17 protein-coding genes are annotated in these 19,083 nt (G+C 71.1%); 10 read left to right on the top strand and 7 right to left on the bottom strand.

What is annotated here, in order from left to right; genetic code table 11:
- Nucleotides 1-17 precede the first annotated feature (17 nt).
- Together STRVI_RS17740 and STRVI_RS53490 are read right to left on the bottom strand one after the other, a co-directional pair.
- Complete coding sequence (locus STRVI_RS17740) at nucleotides 18-695, bottom strand: GntR family transcriptional regulator (protein WP_014057047.1); 678 nt, start codon at nucleotides 693-695, stop codon at nucleotides 18-20.
- Nucleotides 696-737: 42 nt separating this feature from the next.
- Nucleotides 738-938 (bottom strand): hypothetical protein, encoded by a 201-nt coding sequence (locus STRVI_RS53490; RefSeq protein ID WP_043236083.1) that lies wholly within the window; start codon nucleotides 936-938, stop codon nucleotides 738-740.
- Between the two features lie 57 nt (nucleotides 939-995).
- On the opposite strand from STRVI_RS53490, the gene STRVI_RS17730 reads away from it, so the two are divergent.
- The 7 genes from STRVI_RS17730 to STRVI_RS17700 all read left to right on the top strand — a co-directional run bounded on the left by STRVI_RS17730 (nucleotide 996) and on the right by STRVI_RS17700 (nucleotide 8,604).
- Entirely contained in the window at nucleotides 996-3,281 is a 2,286-nt protein-coding gene (locus STRVI_RS17730; protein ID WP_014057046.1) for a glycoside hydrolase family 3 N-terminal domain-containing protein, read from the top strand.
- Between the two features lie 194 nt (nucleotides 3,282-3,475).
- Entirely contained in the window at nucleotides 3,476-4,396 is a 921-nt protein-coding gene (locus STRVI_RS17725) for an AEC family transporter (protein ID WP_014057045.1), read from the top strand.
- Nucleotides 4,397-4,678: 282 nt separating this feature from the next.
- A complete protein-coding gene (locus STRVI_RS17720) occupies nucleotides 4,679-5,476 on the top strand; it encodes a SigB/SigF/SigG family RNA polymerase sigma factor (protein WP_043239055.1) in 798 nt (265 codons plus the stop codon).
- Nucleotides 5,477-5,630: 154 nt separating this feature from the next.
- Nucleotides 5,631-6,470 carry an SDR family oxidoreductase gene (locus STRVI_RS17715; protein WP_014057043.1) on the top strand — a complete coding sequence of 280 codons (840 nt, stop codon included), beginning with the start codon at nucleotides 5,631-5,633 and terminating at the stop codon, nucleotides 6,468-6,470.
- A gap of 46 nt (nucleotides 6,471-6,516) precedes the next feature.
- A complete protein-coding gene (locus tag STRVI_RS17710; protein ID WP_014057042.1) occupies nucleotides 6,517-7,179 on the top strand; it encodes a C39 family peptidase in 663 nt (220 codons plus the stop codon).
- A gap of 149 nt (nucleotides 7,180-7,328) precedes the next feature.
- Nucleotides 7,329-8,156: an LLM class F420-dependent oxidoreductase gene (locus tag STRVI_RS17705; RefSeq protein WP_014057041.1), complete on the top strand. Its 828-nt coding sequence runs from the start codon at nucleotides 7,329-7,331 to the stop codon at nucleotides 8,154-8,156.
- A gap of 16 nt (nucleotides 8,157-8,172) precedes the next feature.
- Nucleotides 8,173-8,604, top strand: coding sequence for a TIGR03668 family PPOX class F420-dependent oxidoreductase (locus STRVI_RS17700; RefSeq protein WP_014057040.1), 432 nt, complete (start codon nucleotides 8,173-8,175; stop codon nucleotides 8,602-8,604).
- 20 nt (nucleotides 8,605-8,624) lie between these two features.
- Here STRVI_RS17700 and STRVI_RS17695 read toward each other — a convergent pair whose 3' ends face one another.
- Nucleotides 8,625-9,002, bottom strand: coding sequence for a DUF2267 domain-containing protein (locus STRVI_RS17695; protein WP_014057039.1), 378 nt, complete (start codon nucleotides 9,000-9,002; stop codon nucleotides 8,625-8,627).
- Nucleotides 9,003-9,170: 168 nt separating this feature from the next.
- On the opposite strand from STRVI_RS17695, the gene STRVI_RS17690 reads away from it, so the two are divergent.
- The gene (locus STRVI_RS17690; RefSeq protein ID WP_014057038.1) at nucleotides 9,171-9,884 is read left to right on the top strand and encodes an HdeD family acid-resistance protein; all 714 of its coding nucleotides are present in this window, start codon (nucleotides 9,171-9,173) and stop codon (nucleotides 9,882-9,884) included.
- An 85-nt stretch (nucleotides 9,885-9,969) separates the two neighbouring features.
- On the opposite strand, the gene STRVI_RS52710 is transcribed toward STRVI_RS17690, so the two are convergent.
- From STRVI_RS52710 to STRVI_RS17680, 3 genes are all read right to left on the bottom strand, one after another.
- A complete protein-coding gene (locus tag STRVI_RS52710; protein WP_014057037.1) occupies nucleotides 9,970-10,128 on the bottom strand; it encodes a hypothetical protein in 159 nt (52 codons plus the stop codon).
- 147 nt (nucleotides 10,129-10,275) lie between these two features.
- The gene (locus tag STRVI_RS17685; protein ID WP_014057036.1) at nucleotides 10,276-13,041 is read right to left on the bottom strand and encodes a glycoside hydrolase family 2 protein; all 2,766 of its coding nucleotides are present in this window, start codon (nucleotides 13,039-13,041) and stop codon (nucleotides 10,276-10,278) included.
- Nucleotides 13,042-13,301: 260 nt separating this feature from the next.
- Nucleotides 13,302-14,456, bottom strand: a complete 1,155-nt coding sequence (locus STRVI_RS17680; protein WP_014057034.1) for a hypothetical protein — start codon at nucleotides 14,454-14,456, stop codon at nucleotides 13,302-13,304.
- Nucleotides 14,457-14,587: 131 nt separating this feature from the next.
- Here STRVI_RS17680 and polX point away from each other — a divergent pair, with 131 nt between their 5' ends.
- Both polX and STRVI_RS17670 read left to right on the top strand, forming a co-directional pair.
- Nucleotides 14,588-16,333 (top strand): DNA polymerase/3'-5' exonuclease PolX, encoded by a 1,746-nt coding sequence (gene polX, locus STRVI_RS17675; protein WP_014057033.1) that lies wholly within the window; start codon nucleotides 14,588-14,590, stop codon nucleotides 16,331-16,333.
- Nucleotides 16,330-17,106, top strand: coding sequence for a uracil-DNA glycosylase (locus tag STRVI_RS17670; protein ID WP_014057032.1), 777 nt, complete (start codon nucleotides 16,330-16,332; stop codon nucleotides 17,104-17,106). The genes polX and STRVI_RS17670 overlap by 4 nt, the downstream gene beginning before the upstream one ends.
- A gap of 121 nt (nucleotides 17,107-17,227) precedes the next feature.
- Here the strand turns inward: STRVI_RS17670 and STRVI_RS17665 are convergent, their stop codons facing one another.
- The gene (locus tag STRVI_RS17665; RefSeq protein ID WP_050993682.1) at nucleotides 17,228-18,892 is read right to left on the bottom strand and encodes a S1 family peptidase; all 1,665 of its coding nucleotides are present in this window, start codon (nucleotides 18,890-18,892) and stop codon (nucleotides 17,228-17,230) included.
- Nucleotides 18,893-19,083: the final 191 nt, after the last annotated feature.

Below are 19,083 nucleotides of genomic sequence, written 5' to 3'. Positions count from 1 at the left end.
CTTCGGGGACCGGCGGTTCACCCCCGGCCGGCCGCCGCTCGTGCGGAGCGCAGCGCGGCGCGGAGCCGGTTCCTGGCGCCGAGGAGGTGTTCGCGCAGGGTGGTGGCGGCGTGCTCGACATCGCCGGCGCGCACGGTCGCCAGCAGGTCGGCATGGGCCCCGGCAAAGGGGCGCAGATCGACGTCCTGGGCGTTGGTGACGTCGAGGATGACACCGAAGGTGGGGCGGTACTGCTCCCAGACCGCCAGCAGCCTGCGGTGTCCGGAGAGCACATAGAACTGGGAGTGGAACTCCAGGTCGGCGAGGGCGAAGTCACCGGCCGCGGCGCGGTCCGCGGCGTCGCGCATGTCCCGCACGAAGCGCTCGGCGGGTTCCCAGTCGCCGGGCCCCGCCCGGCCGATGGCGAGAGTGAGGGCGAGCGTCTCCAGGGACTCCCGCAGGGTATAGAGCTCCTCGACGTCGTCCTCGGTGAGCCCGGTGACGAAGACCCCGCGGCGGCGCGCCTCGACCAGCCCCTCGGCCTCGAGCTGACGCAGCGCGTCCCGCACCGGGCCGCGGCTGACGTCGTACTGCTCGGCGAGGGCCCCTTCGACAAGGTGGGTGCCGGGGCGCAGCCGTCCTGAAACGATGAGGACCCGCAGCTCATGCGCGACCAGATCGCCGAGGGACCGCTGCTGCAGCGAGGTGATGGGCACCGACGGGCTCCTTCTGGCGCGTGGACCGGCACGAGTCAACGGTTAACCGTTGACTTCATTATCGCCCTCCTGCGCCTCGCCGGAACAGTCGCGGAACAGTCCCGGAAACAGTGCGGACAGCAGGGCGCCCGCGCGCACGGCCCCGGACGCACCGGGAGCCCGGACGCCGATCCTGTCGTACGTTGGCAGAAGACCCACGGCAAAGGTGGCGGCCCGCATCCCGCACAGGGTCGTGACCAGCATGGTCTTGAGGAACTCGGACTCGGGGACAACAGATCGCCGAAGGCCAGGACAAAGACCATGAATGATGTGCGCAGACGTACGGTGCTCGCCGCGGCCGGAGGGACGGCCATCGCGGGCAAGGCCGCGATGGCCCGTGCCCAGGCCCCGCCCGCCCCCACCTCCGACGCGCCCCGGCCGGGGCCGGAATCCGGCCCGTATGAGACCAGGATCCGGGCCCTGATGGCGCGGATGACCATCGACGAGAAGCTCGGCCAGCTCCAGCAGTTCGCCTGGACCGGCGACACCGGACCCGGCGGCGGGCAGACCGCCGCCGCGGAGAAGGCGGCCCGCAGGGGCAGGCTCGGCTCCGTGCTCAACATCTACGGCGCCCGCACCACCAACACCCTGCAGCGGATGGCCGTCGAGAAGTCCCGGCTGGGCATTCCGCTGATCTTCGGCCTCGATGTCATCCATGGCATGTGGACCACCTTCCCCATCCCCCTCGGCCAGGCCGCCGCCTTCGACCCCGCGGTGGCCGAGTGGGACGCGGAGGTGTCGGCGAGGGAGGCCCGCTCCAACGGTGTGCACTGGGCGTTCTCCCCGATGATGGACGTCACCCATGAACCGCGCTGGGGGCGGATCGCCGAGGGCGACGGCGAGGACCCGTATCTGGCGGCGGCGCTCGCGGCCGCCAAAACCCGCGGCTACCAGGGCGACGACCTCCGCTCCCGGCATCGCCTCGCGGCCTGCGCCAAGCACATGATCGCCTACGGAGGCGTCGAGGGCGGCCGCGACTACAACACGGTGGACGTCTCCGAGGCCCGGCTGCGCAACTTCTACCTGCCCCCGTTCAGGGCGGCCCTGGACGCCGGGGTGGCCACCGTCATGGCGAGTTTCAACACCGTCAGCGGGGTCCCCGCGCACGGCTACCGGCATGCGCTGACCGAGATCCTCAAGGAGGAGTGGGCCTTCCGCGGCTTCGTCGTCAGCGACTACAACGGCGTCCAGGAAATGATCGTCCACGGCTACGCCGCCGACCGCTCCGACGCGGCCCGGCTGGCCTTCAACGCCGGGATCGACATGGAGATGGCCAGCACCACCATCAACGAGTACGGCAAGCGGCTGCTGCGCAGCGGGCAGATCACCACCGACCGGCTGGACGACGCGGTGGCCCGTATCCTGCGCCTGAAGTTCCGGCTCGGGCTCTTCGAGCACCCCTACGCGGACGAGGACACGGCGATCGCCGGGCCCACGAAGGCGTCCCGGGCGGCGGCGCGCGAGGCGGCCGGGCGCACCATGGTGCTGCTCAAGAACGAGAAGTCCACGCTCCCGCTGGACCGATCGGGCTCCATCGCCGTCGTCGGGCCCTTCGCCGACTCCACCGACCTGCGCGGCTCCTGGGCCGGGACATGGGCCGACGCGTTCCGCCCGGTCACCGTCCTGGACGCGGTCAAGGACGCGGCGCCGAAGGCCAGTGTCAGCCATGTCGAAGGCGTGGACGCGTCCGGCCGGAGCACCCGGGGCATCGCCCGGGCGGCCTCGGCGGCCAGGGCGACCGATGTGACCGTGGTGGTGGTCGGGGAGGCGGCGACGCTCAGCGGGGAGGCGTCGGTACGCAGCGACCTCGGCCTGCCCGGCCGGCAGGAGCGGCTGATCACCGCGATCGCGGACACCGGCGCGCCGTTCGTGGTGGTGCTGCTCAGCGGACGTCCGCTGACGATGGGCGGCTGGCTGGACCGCACCCCCGCCGTGCTGCAGGCATGGCATCCGGGGATCGAGGGCGGCAACGCCATCGCGGACGTGCTCTTCGGCACCGTGAACCCCGGTGGCAAGCTCCCGGTGACCTTCCCGCGCACGGTCGGGCAGATCCCCATCTACTACAACCACGAGAACACCGGACGCCCCTACGACCGGGCCAACCACTACACCTCCAAGTATCTGGACCTGGCCCACGGGCCCCAGTTCCCCTTCGGCCACGGCCTCAGCTACACCACCTTCGACATCGGCGAACCCCGGCTCAGCGTCAGCCGCGTCCGGGCCGAGGCGCTGCGCAAGGGCGACACCGTCGAGGTCGCGGTGGCGGTGCGCAACACCGGGCGCCGCAAGGGCGATGAGGTGGTGCAGTTGTACATCCGCGATCCGGTGGCGAGCATCGTGCAACCGGTGCGCAGGCTCAGCGGTTTCCGCCGGGTCAGCCTCGGCGCCGGGAAAACCACCACCGTCCGCTTCCGGTTGAGCGCAGAGGAGCTGGGCTTCTGGACCCAGGACCCGCACGGCAGGTTTCTGCTGCAGAAGGGCGAGATCCGGGTCTTCGCGGGCAACAGCTCCCTGGCGAAGCGGGGACGCACTCTCACCATCACCTGACCCCTGACCAGCGCCCGGTAACCGACTTCACCAGCGTCGCGGCCGAATTACTTGTAGGGTGCATGCTGACCGCTACGCACCCGGAAGACGCCCTTGATGACCGCCGCGCCCTGGCCCTCGACCACCACGACGAGCGGACGAGCCCCCGCGGCACACCGCCCGGGCCGCTCCGGCCACGGTGGGGTGGAGGCCCAGTGGGCGGTGTGATCACCGGCTTCGGTGTCATCGCGGCCATCATCGTCGTCGGCTATGTCATCGGGCTCCGCCGCTCTCTCGGCGACCACGGCCGGGAGGTGCTCACCAAGCTCTCGTTCGATATCGCCTCCCCCGCGCTGCTGTTCACCACGCTCTCCAAGGCCGACCTCTCCGCCATCATCTCCACCCCGCTGCTGGTGACCGCCCTGAGCACCTTCGTGGTGGCGGGCACATTCGTCGCCGTCGGCGCCGTACGGCGGTGGAGCGTGGGCCGGACGACGATCGGCGCGCTGTGCGCGAGCTATGTGAACGCGGGCAACCTCGGCATCCCCATCGCGATGTACGTCCTGGGCGACGCGAGCCTGATCGCGCCGGTGCTGCTCTTCCAGCAACTCGTCATGACCCCGATCGCCCTGACCGTCATCGATCTCAGCCGACCCGACCGGCGGCCCTCGCTGATCCGCAGGCTGACCACGCCGTTCCGCAACCCCATCGTGATCGGCTCGCTGTCCGGCGTCCTCGTGTCCGCGGCGGGCTGGCGGATCCCCGGGCCCGTCACCGAACCGCTCTCGCTGCTGGGCGGCATGGCCGTTCCCGCCGTCCTGCTGGCGTTCGGTATCTCGCTGCCGGGCACTCAACTCCCCGGGCGCGGCGCGGAACGCGGGCCGGTGCTGCTGTCCGTGGCGCTGAAGTCCTTCGCCCAGCCGGTGGTGGCCTGGGCCATCGCGGCGGGTGTGTTCGGGCTGGGCGGCCCGGCGCTCTTCGCCGCCGTCGTCACCTCCGCGCTACCGGCCGCTCAGAACCTGTTCACGTACGCCTCGCGGTATGAGACCGCCACCATCCTCGCCCGTGAGTCGATCCTGCTGTCCACGCTGCTCGCGGCACCGGTGCTGATGACGGTCGCCGCGCTGCTGGGCTGAGCCCGGCCCCACGGCGGCCGCTCGGGGCAGGTGTTCGCCGCGGTGCGCCGCCGCGCGGACCCGTCGGGGAAGAACTTTGTTTGCCCGCTCGGGGCCCAGGGCAGGCGGATATTCGTGCTTCGGACCGTAGGCACGCACCGCGGGAGCAGTCTGCAATGCTCCACATCGCGGCGGCGCGCCGGTCAGCACGTCCCCGTGAACCTCCCGCGATGCACCCCCGGTCCCAAGTGACCCGTCAACCCATCGCAGGAGGTGTGTTCCGTGACGACCGCGACGCAGGATATGGCACGGCCCCAGACCGGCCCCACGAAGCACGCGCATGACGACGCGCCAGACACCAGCGCCGAGTTCGCGGAAATGGCCCGTCTTCCCGACGGGCCGGAGAAGGAGGCGTTGCGCCGCCGGGTGGTGGAGGCGTGGATGCCGATGGCCGAGCGGCTGGCCCGGCAGTACCGCAACCGCGGCGAATCCCTGGAGGACCTGGAGCAGGTGGCCGCGCTCGGTCTGGTGAAGGCCGTCAAGCGCTACGACCCGGAACACGGCACCGCCTTCGCCGGGTTCGCGGTGCCCACGATCGTCGGCGAGATCAAGCGCCACTTCAGGGACCATCTGTGGGTGCTGCACGTCCCCCGCCGGGTCCAGGACCTGCGCAACCGGGTGCGGGCCGCCCACCGGGAGCTGTCCCATTCAGCGGACGACCGGCCGCCGCGCACCCAGGACATCGCCGAGCGCACCGGGCTGACCGAGAAGGAGGTGCGGGCCGGTATGGAGGCCATGGGCAGCTTCACCCCGCTCTCCCTGGACGCCCAGCTCACCGGCTCCGACGACGGCTACTCCCTGGCCGACACGCTCGGTGCCCAGGAGGCCGCGTACGACCGGGTAGTGGACCGCGAGGCCGTGCGGCCCGGTCTCAGCCGGCTTCCCGAGCGGGAGCGGCAGATCCTCTACATGCGCTTCTTCTGCGATATGACACAGAGCCGGATCGCCGAGCAGCTCGGCATATCGCAGATGCACGTCTCGCGGCTCATCAACCGCACCTGCTCGACGCTGCGCGACCAGGCGCTGGCCGATGCCGGCTGAACGAGGACCGACCGGGAAGGGCACGGGTTGCGCCGCTGGAACGATGTGCATCGCCTTAGTGGGTGACCGTGGCGCCGTGGGGAGCGGCGGCTCCCCCCACGGACTGCGAGGGTCGGTGCGGCGGGTGACGCCCAAGCGAAGGAGACGAAAGCCAGTGAACACCAATCCCGAGCGTCCTCCTCCGGTGCACGCCCCGGAACTCCTCAAGGGGCAGAAGGCGCTGGTGACCGGGGCGAACTCGGGGATCGGGAAGGCGACCGCGATCGCCCTGGGGCGGTCCGGAGCGGATGTGGTGGTCAACTACGTCAGCGACCGGCCGGCCGCCGAAGCCGTCGTCACCGAGATCCAGAGCCACGGTGTGCGCTCCTACGCCCATCAGGCGGATGTGTCCCAGGAGGACCAGGTCATCGACATGGTGTCCACGATGATCGACCGCCTGGGCACGATCGACGTCCTCGTCGCCAACGCGGGGCTCCAGCGGGACGCCCCCACGGTGGAGATGACGCTCGAGCAGTGGGAGAAGGTCATCTCCGTCAACCTCACCGGCCAGTTCCTGTGCGCCAGGGAGGCGATCAAGGAGTTCCTGCGGCGCGGTGTGGTCCCGGAGGTGTCGCGGGCGGCCGGGAAAATCATCTGCATGAGCTCGGTCCACCAGACCATCCCGTGGGCGGGCCATGTGAACTACGCGTCCTCCAAAGGCGGCGTGGCGATGCTGACGCAGACCCTGGCCCAGGAGTTCGCGCCCCACAAGATCAGGGTGAACGCGATCGCGCCGGGCGCCATCAAGACCCCGATCAACCGCAGTGCCTGGCAGACCCCCGAGGCGCGGGCCGCCCTCCTGGAGCTCATCCCGTACGGCCGGATCGGCGACCCCCTGGACATCGCCAACGCCGCCGTGGTCCTCGCCTCCGACCTGTGCGACTACGTGGTGGGCACCACCATCTACGTCGACGGCGGCATGACCCTCTTCCCGGGTTTCGCCACCGGCGGCTGACCGACGGCCACGGCGGGTCGGGCGGATTTCGGGAAGACTGGCGCACATGTCCGAGGCCCCTGTTTCCCTCACCCATCCCGTTGTTTCCCTCACCCATCCCGTCCCCTACTACGCCCAGTGGGAGTCGGCCGCCCTGGTGCCCGACATCATCGCGGGCACCCTGTCGGCGGCCGACGACCCGCTGTGGCAGAAGTCCGGGGCGGCGAGCCGGGAGGAGTACGCGTTCTGGTCATGGCGGCTGTGCGGGATGGCGTGTCTGCGCATGGCCCTGGACCACTGGCGTGGCACCGCGCCGCCCGCGGTGACGCTCGCCGAGGAGTGTGTCGAGGCGGGGGCCTATGTGCGCCACCCGGACCGGGTGGACGGGCTCAGCTACGCTCCGTTCGCCGCCTACGCACGGCGGCGCTGGGGGCTGTTCGCCGAGTCCCGGCCGCGGCTGCCGGCCGAGGAGCTGCCGGAACATCTCGCGGCCGGGCGGCTCGCGATGCTGTCCGTCCACCCCTCGCTGCGCACCCTGGACCCGCGGCCACCGCACCAAGGCGGCCATCTGGTGCTGGCCGTCGGTGCCACCCCGGGCCATCTCCTCGTCCACAACCCGTCGGGCTTCCCAGACGGCTCCCAGCGCTTCGCCGAGGTCCCCTGGGCCGACCTCGGGCGGTTCTACGCGGGGCGGGGTGTCCTGCTCGGCCCGGGTGAGCGCCGGTCGTAAGGCCGCGGTCTCCCGTCGACCGCAAGGCACACACCGCGTTTCTGCCGGCGGGCACACCGTGTCACTCGTGCGCACCGTTGTGGTTTCCGCCGGGCCGGGTACCCATGTGGTTCCCGTAGATCATCGACACACCTTCCCAGGGAGCCGCAGTGAAATTCGGCGTATCGACGTTCGTCACCGACCAGGGCATCCGGCCCGCCCCCCTGGGGCGGGCCCTCGATGAGCGCAGGTTCGACTCGCTCTTCCTCGCGGAGCACACCCATATCCCGGTGGAGCGCCGCACCCCCTATCCGGGTGGCGGAGACCTGCCGGAGATCTACTACCGCACCCTCGACCCGTTCGTGACGCTGGCCTCGATCGCCGCGGTCACCCGCCATCTGCTGCTGGGGACCGGTATCGCCCTGGTGGCGCAACGGGACCCGATCATCACCGCCAAGGAAGTGTCCTCCCTCGACCTGGTCTCCGATGGAAGAGCCGTCTTCGGGGTCGGCGCCGGCTGGAACCGTGAGGAGATGGAGAACCACGGCACGGATCCCTCCACCCGGGGCCGGCTGGTGAACGAGCGACTGCGCGCCATCCGTGAGCTGTGGACGAAGGAGAAGGCCGAATTCCACGGGGAGTTCGTGAACTTCGACCCCGTCTTCCAGTGGCCCAAGCCCGTCCAGCGGCCACATCCGCCGATCTATGTGGGGGGTGGCGGCGACGCCGCGTTCCGGCGGATCGCCGAGCTCGGCGACGCCTGGCTGGCCAACAGCGAATCCCCCGAGCAGTTGCGCCCGCAGATCGAGCGGCTGCGCGAGGTGGCCGGCCGCGAGGTGCCGGTGACGGTGTACGCGGTGCCCGAGGACCCCGACGTGGTCGAGGGGTATCAGCGCATCGGTGTGGAGCGGGTGCTCTTCTATCTGCCGACGATGCCGGAGGCGGAGACGATCGCACGGCTGGACGCGATGGCCCAGGTCGCCAACCGGTTCCGGTGAGCCACCGGGAGCCCCGATGCCACAGCTGACGAGCGCGCAGGCGCGCGAGCGTTTCGCCCGGGCCAGGCTGGCCCGGCTGGCGACCGTCGGCGCCGAGGACCGCCCGCATCTGGTACCGGTGGTCTTCGCGCTGACCGGCGACACCGTGGTGACGGCCGTCGACCACAAGCCGAAGCGGACGACGCGGCTGAGGCGCCTGGACAACATCCGCGCCCACCCCGCCGTATGTCTCCTGGTAGACGACTACGACGAGAACTGGGACCACCTGTGGTGGGCGCGGGGGGACGGCACGGCCCGCGTCCTGCCCCCGGCGGACGAGTCGGCGCTGTCCTCGGAATACATCCGGCTGCTCGTGGACACCTACCCGGCCCAGTACGGGGACCGGCCACCGCGCGGGCCGGTCGTGGAGGTCACCGTCGGCCGGTGGAGCGGCTGGCGGGCCATATGAGCCGCGCGTCCGCGGACGCGTCAGCGCACGGACTCCGCCATCCTCGCGAACTCGCTGCCCAGCTGGGACATGGCGTGCTCGTACTCCTCGGCGGAAACCGCCTCCCGGAGCGTGGCGAGGACCGCCCGGACACCTCGGTCGGCCTCCGACTCGGACAGCCCGGTGCGCTCATGCACCCTGCGGACCGACTCACCGGGGCCGAAGATCTCCATCTCCGCCGGCCCACGCTTAAGGGACTCCCGGAGGTGTTCGGGCAGTTCCAGGGCGAGATCGCGGGCCTCGCCCGCGCTGAGGCGGGCCGCCAGGGTCTCGAGCGTGGCACGGGTGACATCGGCCGCTTCCTGCCGTGAGAGCTGGGTGCGGTCCGCCACTGTCTGGAAAAACTCCCTGTCGTCCATGCGGGCCTCCCTATGACGCGCCCAGGACACGGCCTCATCCACCACCTTGCCATGCGTGACCGCCGCCCGCGAGGCACTACCCGGTGTCATCAGGCGCGGGGACGGGCGCGGGGGGACGATGGTTGTGTGGGGCCACGGCCATCCTGTTCCCCCAGGAGGTGGACGACCATGACTTACTCCTCCGACAGTCCGCACGGCGCCGAGCAGCCGAGAGGGGAGCCCTCCGGCCGGCCGGGAGAGCGGCCCTTCGGCGAGGACACCCCGTACGCCACGTTGCAGAACATGCTCTCCGACACCGCCTGGCAGATCCTGGTGGCCACAGGTCTGGTGGCGATCGCGCTGGGCATCATGGTGCTGGTGTGGCCGGGGGCCACCCTGGTGGTGGTCGGCGCCCTGTTCGGCGCCTATCTGCTGATCAGCGGGATCTTTCAGCTGGTCGGGGCCTTCGGTGCGCATATACCGAGGCATCTGCGGGTACTGAGTTTCGTCACCGGGGCGCTGAGCGTGCTGCTCGGACTGCTCTGCTTCCGGGGCCCGGCCCAGTCGATCCTGCTGCTCGCGCTGTGGATCGGCTTCGCCTGGCTGCTCCGGGGCGTGATGCAGACCGCCACGGCGATCTCCGGTGAGGGCATGCCCGCCCGTGGCTGGCATCTGTTCCTCGGTGTGCTCACCATCCTGGGCGGGATCATCCTGATCGTGGCGCCCTTCGGCTCGATCACGGCGCTGACCGTGGTGGCCGGCATCTGGCTGCTCGCCCTGGGCATCATCGAGATCATGCACGGCATCCAGTTGCGCACCCAGCTCGGCGGCGGTGCTCCGCGCGCGGAGCACCGGGGGCTGCACTTCCCCCGCTTCCGCTCACAGCCGCATCCGCAGGCGTAGCCGCACCGTCGCGATGGCCGCTCACGGCCGCCGCGACGGTGCGGGACGGTCAGGGGCTCCGGCTCGGGACGGGTGGCGGGGCGGGTCAGCGGGTCTGCACCCACCACGCCATCAGGCCGATGGCCGCGGTGCCGCAGGCGTACGACGCGCCGCGGACGAAGTTGGCGGCCGCGAGCCGGCCGTATCGACGCCATCTGCTGGTGGAACGGCTGGGTACCGGTGGGCGAACCTCCATGGTGTGCATATGGAGCCCCTTTCGTGGACGTACGGACAGTGACTGTCCGACACGGGGGAACGACGCGCTGGAGAAAGCATACAAAAGTGTGAACTTGCTCCATGCATCGGACTCGCCGAAAAAATTCCTTTCGACACGATTTCAGGGCGGGGCCGATCAGCGGGATTTGGCCGCCGCGGGGACGGTACGAGTGGCGGTGTTCCAGCCCGAGATCCGGACCGAGGGGGCCGAACCGCCCAGGTCCGCCGTGCGATAGGTGGCGGTGAGCGTCACCGACTCCCCCGGCCACAGGCTCACCTCGTTGTCCGACCAGCGCACGGGCAGGACGGGCGCGTCCGAGCCGTTCACCAGATGGGCGTCCACGAGCAGCGCCGGTGTGCCGCGGCTCGCGGTGTTGCGCAGGGTGACGGTCGTGGTGGCGGTGGAGTCCGGCCCGCCGGTCGTGGTGGCGGTGGCGGACACGGGCGCCTCGGCCATGTCGTCGAGCCCGGTCAGATCCGCGTAGGAGGTGGTGGGGGTGTAGTACCAGTCGGTGTTGTCCCAGTCGAGCACGTCCTGCTCCGTGGAGAGCCAGTACACATTGCGGCCGATCTCCTTGCCCGCGCCATCGGTGAGCTGGAGCTTGGCCAGATAGGTGCCGGACACTCCGCTCACGTTCGCCGGGACGGTGAGCGCGGTGGCCTTGCCACCGTCGCCCGGCACCCGAAGACCGGTGGCGCTCTTGTCGAACTTCCGGGTGCCGTCGGGGGTGTAGAGGCTGACCCGGGCGGTGAGACCGGTGGCGGCGGTGTGCCGGCTGTTGACCACGACAACCGAGCGGGAGTCGTACGAATACTGGATGTGCAGCGGCTCATTGGCCTTCTTGGCGCCGTAGTAGGCCCCGCCCTGGTCCAGATAGCGGTCGAAGAGCTGCCAGTGGAGCGAGGTCCAGCCGCTGTTCAGCATCCAGTGGACGACACCGGTGGCGGGCCGGGAGGCGTCGGAGAAGTTGCGCGCGTACGCCTCGAACTGGGCGCGCACCGCCTCGTACCGCGCGAGCCGCGCCTTGCGCACATAGTCCGTCAGCCCGGTCGGCGGCCCGTAGCGGCCGATCAGCGCGTTGTCGAACAGCTTGAGGTCACCGAAGGTGTCCGAGGGGGACCGGTGGTACTGCTTGGCCGACGGGTCCCGCCACAGGGTCTCCAGTTCGCTGGGGGACATCATGCGCCGGAGCGTGTCCAGGGTGGGGATGTCGGGTCCGGCACTGGTCTCGGAGTTGAAGCCGGTGGCCCCGCCCTCCCGCTTGGCGTACCAGTAGTCCGGCGGGACCCAGTCGTAGGGGCCCGTCATCTTCATGCCGGACTTTCCGAGCTTCGGGGAGGACTTGGCGGAGGCGGCGGAGATCACCGGATTCGGCCAGTCCGCCGCCTCGAGGGCGTCGAGGTAGTTCTTCTCGATGGTGGCGTCGGGGGCGAAGTCACTGCCGATGAGGAAGGAGATGACGCTGGGGTGGTCGCGCAGCCGCGCGGCCTCGGCGGCCATCGAGTCCTTGGCGACGGGGTAGTCGGCGGCGCTCCACTTATCCCCCGTCTCATCGCCGTTGACCTGGCCCTCCCACTTGTCGCAGCACTCCCAGCCGGGGAGGGTCAGGATGCCGTAGCGGTCCGTGAGGTCGAAGAACTCGTCCGGCTCGATATGACCTTCGAGACGGACGGTGTTCAGCCCCAGGTCGAGGGTGTACTTCAGCCGGTCCTCCACCGAGCGGGCGTCCCAGCGCAGAAACACATCGGGGGACCAGCCGCCCGCCTTGATCAGCAGCGGGCGTCCGTTGATGCGGTACTCACGGGCACCGTCGGCGTTCAGCGGCGCCTTGACATCGCGGATGCCGAAGCGGTGGTGAGCGGTGTCGGAGGGGGTGCCCGAGACGGTGGCGGTCAGGTCGAGGTCGTACAGCGGCTGATCGCCCATCCCGGCGGGCCACCACACCTTGGGCCGGTCCAGTCGCAGTGCCGGAACGTCGTCGGGGGTGAAGGTGACGGTCCTGGTCTCGTGCGGGGCGAGCGAAACCGTGCGGCTGATGTCCGCGGGGCCGGCCGTACCGGAGACCGTGGCGGCGACCGTGGCGCCGGAGTCGTTGCGGACCTGGGTCTTGACGGTGAGTTCGGCGGAGGCGAGCGAGTCGGTGTCCAGCCGGGTCGTCACATGCGCGTCGCGCAGGGCCACCGGGCCACCGCGGCGGATCAGCACATCGCGGACGATGCCCATGTTCTCGTCGGGCGGGGGCTGCAGCCAGTCGATCCAGCCCATCGTGAGGTTCTTGCGCGGATCGTTGGGCTGGACACGGAACGCCACGGTGTTGGTGCCCGCCTTGACCAGGTCGGTGACGTCCAGCTCATGGTGGGTGTACGCGCCGGCGATCCGGTCCTTGGTGGCGGCCTGGACGCCGTTGACATACACATCGGCGGCGGACACGACACCGCTGACGTCCAGATAGGTGCGGCGGGAGGGGTCGGCCACGGTGAAGTCGCTTCGGTACCACCAGGGGACGGCGAAGTCGGCCGCCGGGATCTTCTTGAGGTTGGTCGAGTAGAACGGATCCGGGTACGTGCCGGCGTCGAGCAGCCCGGCGAGCACCGTCGACCGGGGGCCCACGGGGTGCCAGCCGGACGTGGGATAGCCGGGCGTGGAGATGGCCGCGGGAGTGTCCGACACCTTGGCCGAGGACTGCGTGGCGAAGCCCGCGAGCGGAGTCGCGGTGCCCGGCGCCCCGCCCACCCGGGTCACCGGGGCGGGGGCGCCCGCCGCCGTCCCGGGGCGCGGGGGCGCGGCGCCCGTGGTCAGGGAGACGGTGAGAAGGAGGCCGCCGACGGCGAGCGAGGCGGTCAGGGCGCGTCGGACGCGGGCTCGCGCCCGCCGCCGGGATGGTGCCGGACGGAGGACCACGGATGTCTCCCTGAAGGCAGGCAGAGCATTGGTTAAGTAGGTTTCCTAACAATCTACGGACGGTAGAGAGCTGAGGGAGGCATGTCAACCAGGCCCGCCGAGAAATGGCCCTTCCGGCACATCGGGGGTCATTCGCGGTGCGGGTTGCTCTCCGGGATCCGGGTGGTCATCCGCGGTGAGGCGCCGGGCGCTGAGACTCCGCGCCCGGCGCCGCGCGCCTCGTCGGGCTTCGTGGCCCTCGTCAGCCGTCGTGCGCCTCGTCAGGCGTGCCAGCGCAGCACCGCACCCAGGCCCCCGGCCGGTCCCTGGAGTCCCTCGGGCACCACCAGCACCTCGGTGTCGGCCACCGCCGCGGACCGCATCAGCGCGTCGTCCGCGCGGGCGGGCTCGGGCGTTCTGACGCCCATGGCGCGCGCCTGGGAGCGCTGCACGGCCACCTGATCGGCGTCGGGGCCGATCCACACCTCATGGCGCATATCGCCCCCCGCGGTCCCCAGCAGCAGCGTGGCCGCCTGATGGCTGCGCATGGCCTCCACGACCGCAGGCACCCCCTCCGCGGCCCCGCTGCTCGACGGTCCGTTGCCGTCGTGCCCGCCCGGGCCCGGCCCGCCGGGGCGGCCCCGCCCGGCGCGGAAGAGGTCGAGGACCGACTCCAGATGGGCGCGGGCGTGCTCCGCCCGGGCATGGTCGATCTCCGCGTTCAGCAGCTCGGAGCAGCCGGCGGCCCTGCTGCCGTGGCGCATCTCCTCCATCGTGGCGCGCAGCGGCTCGGGCAGCCGGTCGCGTACGGCCCGGCGCTCACGCGGATCACCGGCCAGGATCAGCAGCTCGGCGTCGCCGTCCGACCACTGCCGCACCAGCTCGTCGGCCACCCGATCGGCGGTCAGCTCCCAGGTGTTCCCGACCCGGTTGCGGTAGTGCCACTCGTGGCGGTCGGCGGGCACCGACCGGTGGCCCCGCCCATGCCCTCGCCTCCCCGCGGCGCGGCCCGCCGGGCGGCTACCGGTGTCGTCCCGCAGCTCCAGATCGGCGCCCTCCTGGTCGACGAAGGCCACCAGAGCGGCCGGCCACTCGCCGCGGAACGCGGCCAGCGGCGCCACCCGCGGCAGCATCGACCAGGACGTCACCACATCGATCGGGGACGTGGCCAGCGGCAGGTCGAGCACCACCTCGCCATCCGTCGCGAACAGCGCCCGACCCGCGGACGCCCTGGCCACCTGCTCACCGGCCAGCCGCTCGATCACCGCGTCACAGGTGGCGCGGTCGGCACCCTGCTCGGCGAGCTGATCCGCCACGAACCGCTCCCGCAGCGTGCGCCGCCTGGGCGCGTCCTCCGTGCTGCGAGAGGTGTCCATGTACACACCGGCCCATGGACCGGGGCGGTCGAACAACGGCTTCAGGAATCCAACGTCCATGACCTCCCCCAAACCCGGGGACACACACGGCACAAACCGGCCGACCCGAATTCCGCGGATCGCCGTTTCGCTCCTGACACCAGGATCCCTCCACCTCACCGGGTTCGCCAGAGACGGCTAGAATCGCTGGCATGGCTCGCTCCAATGAGGAGGTCGAAGCCCTCCTGCGCGAGTACGCCGATCTCCTCCTGATCACGGGCGGGGACGCGTACCGGGCGCGTGCGTACGAGAAGGCCGCCCGGGCGATCGGTGGCCATGCGGCAGACATCTCGCAGTTCGACGCGAAGGCGCTGCGGGACATCCCCAATGTGGGCCGGTCGACCGCCGACAAGGTGGTCGAGTATCTGCGCACCGGGACCATGCCCGCCGTCGAGGAGGCGCGCGCCGCGATCCCGGCCGGGGTGCGGGAGCTGACCGCCATCCCGGCGCTCGGGCCGAAGAAGGCCATGATCCTCTACGAGGAGCTGGAGATCTCCTCGGTCGACCAACTGGCCCAGGCGATCGAGGAGCACCAGCTTCGCGATCTCAAGGGCTTCGGGCCGAAGTCGGAGGAGAACATCCTCCACGGCATCGCGCTGATGCGCGCCGCGGGCGACCGCATCCCGCTCGACGAGGCGATGGACGTGGCCGATGACATCGTCGCCGCCCTGTCCAAGGTGCGCGGCTGCCGGCGGTGTGCGTACGCCGGGTCGCTGCGCCGGATGAAGGAGACCGTGGGCGATGTGGACATCCTGGTCGCGGCGGAGGATTCCGGCCCGTTCATGGAGGCGTTCACCGGGCTTCCGCTCACCGCCGAGGTGATCGCACACGGCCAGAAGAAGACATCGATCCGCACCACGAAGGGGCTGCAGGTGGATCTGCGGGTCCTGCCGCTGGACTCATGGGGCGCGGGACTGCTCTATTTCACCGGTTCGAAGGCGCACAACATCCGCGTCCGCGCGATCGCGGTGCGCCATGGCCTCAAACTCTCCGAGTACGGCCTCTTCGAGACCAAGAGCGGCAAGTCCATCGCCTCACGCAGCGAGGAGGACGTCTACGCCCGGCTCGGCATGGACTGGATCCCGCCGACGCTGCGCGAGGACCGGGGCGAGGTCAAGGCCGCCCTCGAAGGCCAACTCCCCAAGCTGGTAACGGAGTCGGACCTACGGGGCGATCTGCACACCCACACCAACCTCACCGATGGGCTGGAACCGCTGGAGGACATGATCACCAAGGCGGAGCGGCGCGGATACGCGTACTACGCCATCACCGATCACGCGCCCAAGCTGTATATGCAGCAGATGACCGAGGAGAAGATGCTGGCCCAGCGGGAGCGGGTGCGCGAGCTCGACCGGGGGCGCGGACGCGGGCACACCCGGCTGCTGCACGGTGTGGAGCTGAACATCGACACCGAGGGAGACGTGGACTGGCCGCCTGAGTTCCTCGAGGACTTCGACGTGTGCGTGGCCTCGGTGCACACCCAGTTCGGCATGGACCGCAAGGCCATGACCCGGCGGCTGGTGAGGGCCTGCGAGAACCCGTACGTCCATGTCATCGGCCATCCGACGACCCGGCTGATCGGCAAACGGCCCGGTATCGACGCCGACTTGGACGAGGTGTTCGCCGCCTGCGCCCGCACCGGCACCGCGCTGGAGATCAACGCCCATCCGGACCGGCTCGATCTGTCGGACGACAACATCCTGCGGGCGAAGTCCTACGGGGTGGTGTTCGCCCTGGACAGCGACGCCCACTCGACCCGGGACCTGGACAACATGCGGTACGGGGTGGGCGTGGCGCAGCGGGGCTGGCTCACCCCGGACGACATCATCAACACCTGGCCGCTGACCCGATTGCGGCGTTTTCTGCGCAAGGACAAGGGGCAGCAGCCTTCTCCATGACCACTTCCGCATCCGCGCCCTCCTACCCCGCCCAGTCGGCCCCCGGCGCCGAAACCCTCGCCGAGCTGGACGAACGGCTCATCGACTGCCGTGCCTGCCCCCGGCTGGTCGGGTGGCGCGAGGAGACCGCGCGCACCAAGCGCCGGGCCTACGCCGACTGGGACTACTGGGGACGGCCGGTGCCCGGCTTCGGGCCGCCGGACGCCTCGGTGGCGATCGTGGGCCTCGCACCGGCCGCCCACGGTGGAAATCGCACCGGCCGGATGTTCACCGGCGACCGCGCCGGCGACTTCCTGTACTCGGCGCTGTACGACCTGGGGCTGGCCAACCGGCGCACCGCCACCCACCGCGGCGACGGGCTGGAGCTGCGCGGGGTCAGGATCACCTCACCGGTGCACTGCGCCCCGCCCGCCAACCGCCCCACCCCCGGAGAGCGGGACACCTGCCGCCCGTGGCTGGCCCGTGAGCTGCGGCTGCTGCGGCCGACCGTGCGGTCCGCCGTGGTGCTCGGCGCGTTCGGCTGGCAGGCCGTGCTGCCCGCGCTGGAGGCGGCCGGATGGTCCGTGCCCCGGCCACGGCCCGTGTTCGGGCACGGCGCGCGAAGCACACTGCGGGCGGCCGACGGCGGGGCGCCGCTCACGCTCTTCGGCTGCTACCACGTGAGCCAGCAGAACACCTTCACCGGACGGCTCACCCCGGCCATGCTGCGCGAGGTGCTCGGCACCGCGGCGGAGGCGGCCGGGCTTCCGGTCTCCGGCCCGGATCCCTCCTGACCACCGCGGGATTGCGTCGGGCGGGATTCCATCAGGGGCCATCAGCGGGCGGAGGGAAGGGGAGGCCCCGGGCACTGGGGCAGGAGGGCGCCCGGGGCCTCCGATCATGGGGTGGGCCGGATCAGTTGAGACCCTGGCCCGCATCGCTGCCGGTGTCACCAGCCCCGGCGGCGGCACCGGCACCTGGGTCACCCGAACCGCTAGCGTCCCCGGCACCACCCGCGCCTTGGTCCCCGCCACCGCCCACCGCGCCCGCGTCGCCGGCACCGCCCGCCGCGTCGCCGGCACCACCGGCGGCATCACCGGCACCACCGGCGGCATCACCGGCACCACCAGCCGCATCACCGGCACCACCAGCCGCATCACCAGCGCCACCAGCCGCATCACCGGCACCACCGGCCGCGTCACCAGCGCCACCAGCCGCATCACCGCCGCCGCCTGCGCCGATGACCGCTCCGGTGGCTTCCAGCGCGCCGGTCACCGGCTGGAAGAACGTCTCGCCGCCCTGGGTGCAGTCGCCACTGCCGCCGGACGTCAGCCCGACCGCCGCGTCCTCGGCGAACATCGCGCCGCCGCTGTCGCCGGGCTCGGCGCACACATCGGTCTGGATGAGGCCGTTGACGATGTCGCCGTTGCCGTAGTTCACCGTGGCGTTGAGGCCGGTGACCGTGCCATCGGTGACCCCGGTCGTGGAGCCGGAGCGCTGCACCTTCAGGCCCACGCTCGCCTCGACGGCACGCCCGATCTCCTGGGTGCTGCCGTCCTGGAGGTCGACCGTGCTGGACGCCTGGGTGGTGGCGTCGTCGTACATCACCAGCGCGAAGTCGCTCTCGGGGAACTGGGAGTCCTGCACCGTGCCCACCTGCTGGGCGCCGGCCTCGTCCGAGGTCCAGGTCTGGGATGCGTTGCCACAGTGGCCGGCGGTCAGGAAGCCCGGCGCGCCGTCGACGCTGACGTTGAAGCCCAGCGAACAGCGGGCGCCACCGCCGAAGATGGCATCGCCGCCGTCGAGCCCTCCGGCCGCGGCGTCACCACCGCCACCGGCGTCACCCGCACCACCGGCGTCCCCGGCACCACCCGCGCCCTGCTCCCCGCCGACGGCGCCTCCGGCACCGGCATCCCCGGCACCACCCGCGCCCGCGTCATCAGCACCGCCCGCCGCACCCGCACCGGCACCGCCCGCGCCGCCCGCCGCACCCGCGTTGCCCGCGGCATCCCCGGCACCCGCGGCATCCCCTACACCCGCGCCGCCGTTGTCGCCGGGCTGGGCCGCCTCCCCGCCGTCGAACTTCTTGAACTCACCCTGGCTGCGCTTGACGCTGACCGTGCCCTCCATCTGGTCCGTGGCCTTGGTCAGCGTGGCCCACTTGGCGCCGGTCACCGTCCGGTCGGCGGTCACCTGGACCTTGTTGGTGACCGGGTCGACGGACCAGGCGGTGCCGGGCACCGACGCGTCGCTGCTCAGCGTCTTGGTGGCGGCCTTCAAGTCTTCCATGCTGTTGGTCACGAGCTTCGCCACGGCGCCCTTGGCCCGGACGCCCTCGGCGGAGTCCTCGTCCACCACATTCATGACCAACTGACGGCTGGCGTTGTCGTAGTACCAGCCCGCACCATTGTCACCGAGGTCCGCGGCGAGGCTCCTCGCGAGCTTCACCGCGACCGGGGAGGAGAAGGTCTTGGCGCCCGACGTCTTATCCGGGTTCGCATTCGCGTTGGGCAGCAGAATGGCCGCTGCTCCGAGCGCGGCGACGGCGGCTCCGGAAATGGCGAGGGTCCGCTTGTTCACACGTCGGTGGCTCAACTCACTGACCTCCAGTCGGGGATGCGCGGCAGGCGTGCCCGGAGCGCTTGTCGCGTTCCGCCACGCCCCCGCGCGGGGCCACCACGTCGTACGCGGACGCGTTCGCCCCGTTCTCACCCGTACTCAAGGTCTGATGAATCGCTGCGCCGAACGATCCGAATCGGTAGGCTCCGCCG

The sequence above is a fragment of the Streptomyces violaceusniger Tu 4113 genome (genome assembly GCF_000147815.2).
GTDB lineage: Bacteria > Actinomycetota > Actinomycetes > Streptomycetales > Streptomycetaceae > Streptomyces > Streptomyces violaceusniger_A.
The sequence above is the reverse complement of the archived record's forward strand: the minus strand, read 5'-3'. Positions and strand labels throughout refer to the sequence as shown.

Bases quoted from the DNA above. Each gene is read 5' to 3' on its own strand.
- STRVI_RS53490 (WP_043236083.1), bottom strand. From the start codon at position 938: ATGCTGGTCACGACCCTGTGCGGGATGCGGGCCGCCACCTTTGCCGTG.
- STRVI_RS17730 (WP_014057046.1), top strand. From the start codon at position 996: ATGAATGATGTGCGCAGACGTACGGTGCTCGCCGCGGCCGGAGGGACG.
- STRVI_RS17720 (WP_043239055.1), top strand. From the start codon at position 4,679: ATGGCACGGCCCCAGACCGGCCCCACGAAGCACGCGCATGACGACGCG.
- STRVI_RS17710 (WP_014057042.1), top strand. From the start codon at position 6,517: ATGTCCGAGGCCCCTGTTTCCCTCACCCATCCCGTTGTTTCCCTCACC.
- STRVI_RS17700 (WP_014057040.1), top strand. From the start codon at position 8,173: ATGCCACAGCTGACGAGCGCGCAGGCGCGCGAGCGTTTCGCCCGGGCC.
- STRVI_RS17695 (WP_014057039.1), bottom strand. From the start codon at position 9,002: ATGGACGACAGGGAGTTTTTCCAGACAGTGGCGGACCGCACCCAGCTC.
- STRVI_RS17690 (WP_014057038.1), top strand. From the start codon at position 9,171: ATGACTTACTCCTCCGACAGTCCGCACGGCGCCGAGCAGCCGAGAGGG.
- STRVI_RS52710 (WP_014057037.1), bottom strand. From the start codon at position 10,128: ATGCACACCATGGAGGTTCGCCCACCGGTACCCAGCCGTTCCACCAGC.
- STRVI_RS17680 (WP_014057034.1), bottom strand. From the start codon at position 14,456: ATGGACGTTGGATTCCTGAAGCCGTTGTTCGACCGCCCCGGTCCATGG.
- polX (WP_014057033.1), top strand. From the start codon at position 14,588: ATGGCTCGCTCCAATGAGGAGGTCGAAGCCCTCCTGCGCGAGTACGCC.
- STRVI_RS17670 (WP_014057032.1), top strand. From the start codon at position 16,330: ATGACCACTTCCGCATCCGCGCCCTCCTACCCCGCCCAGTCGGCCCCC.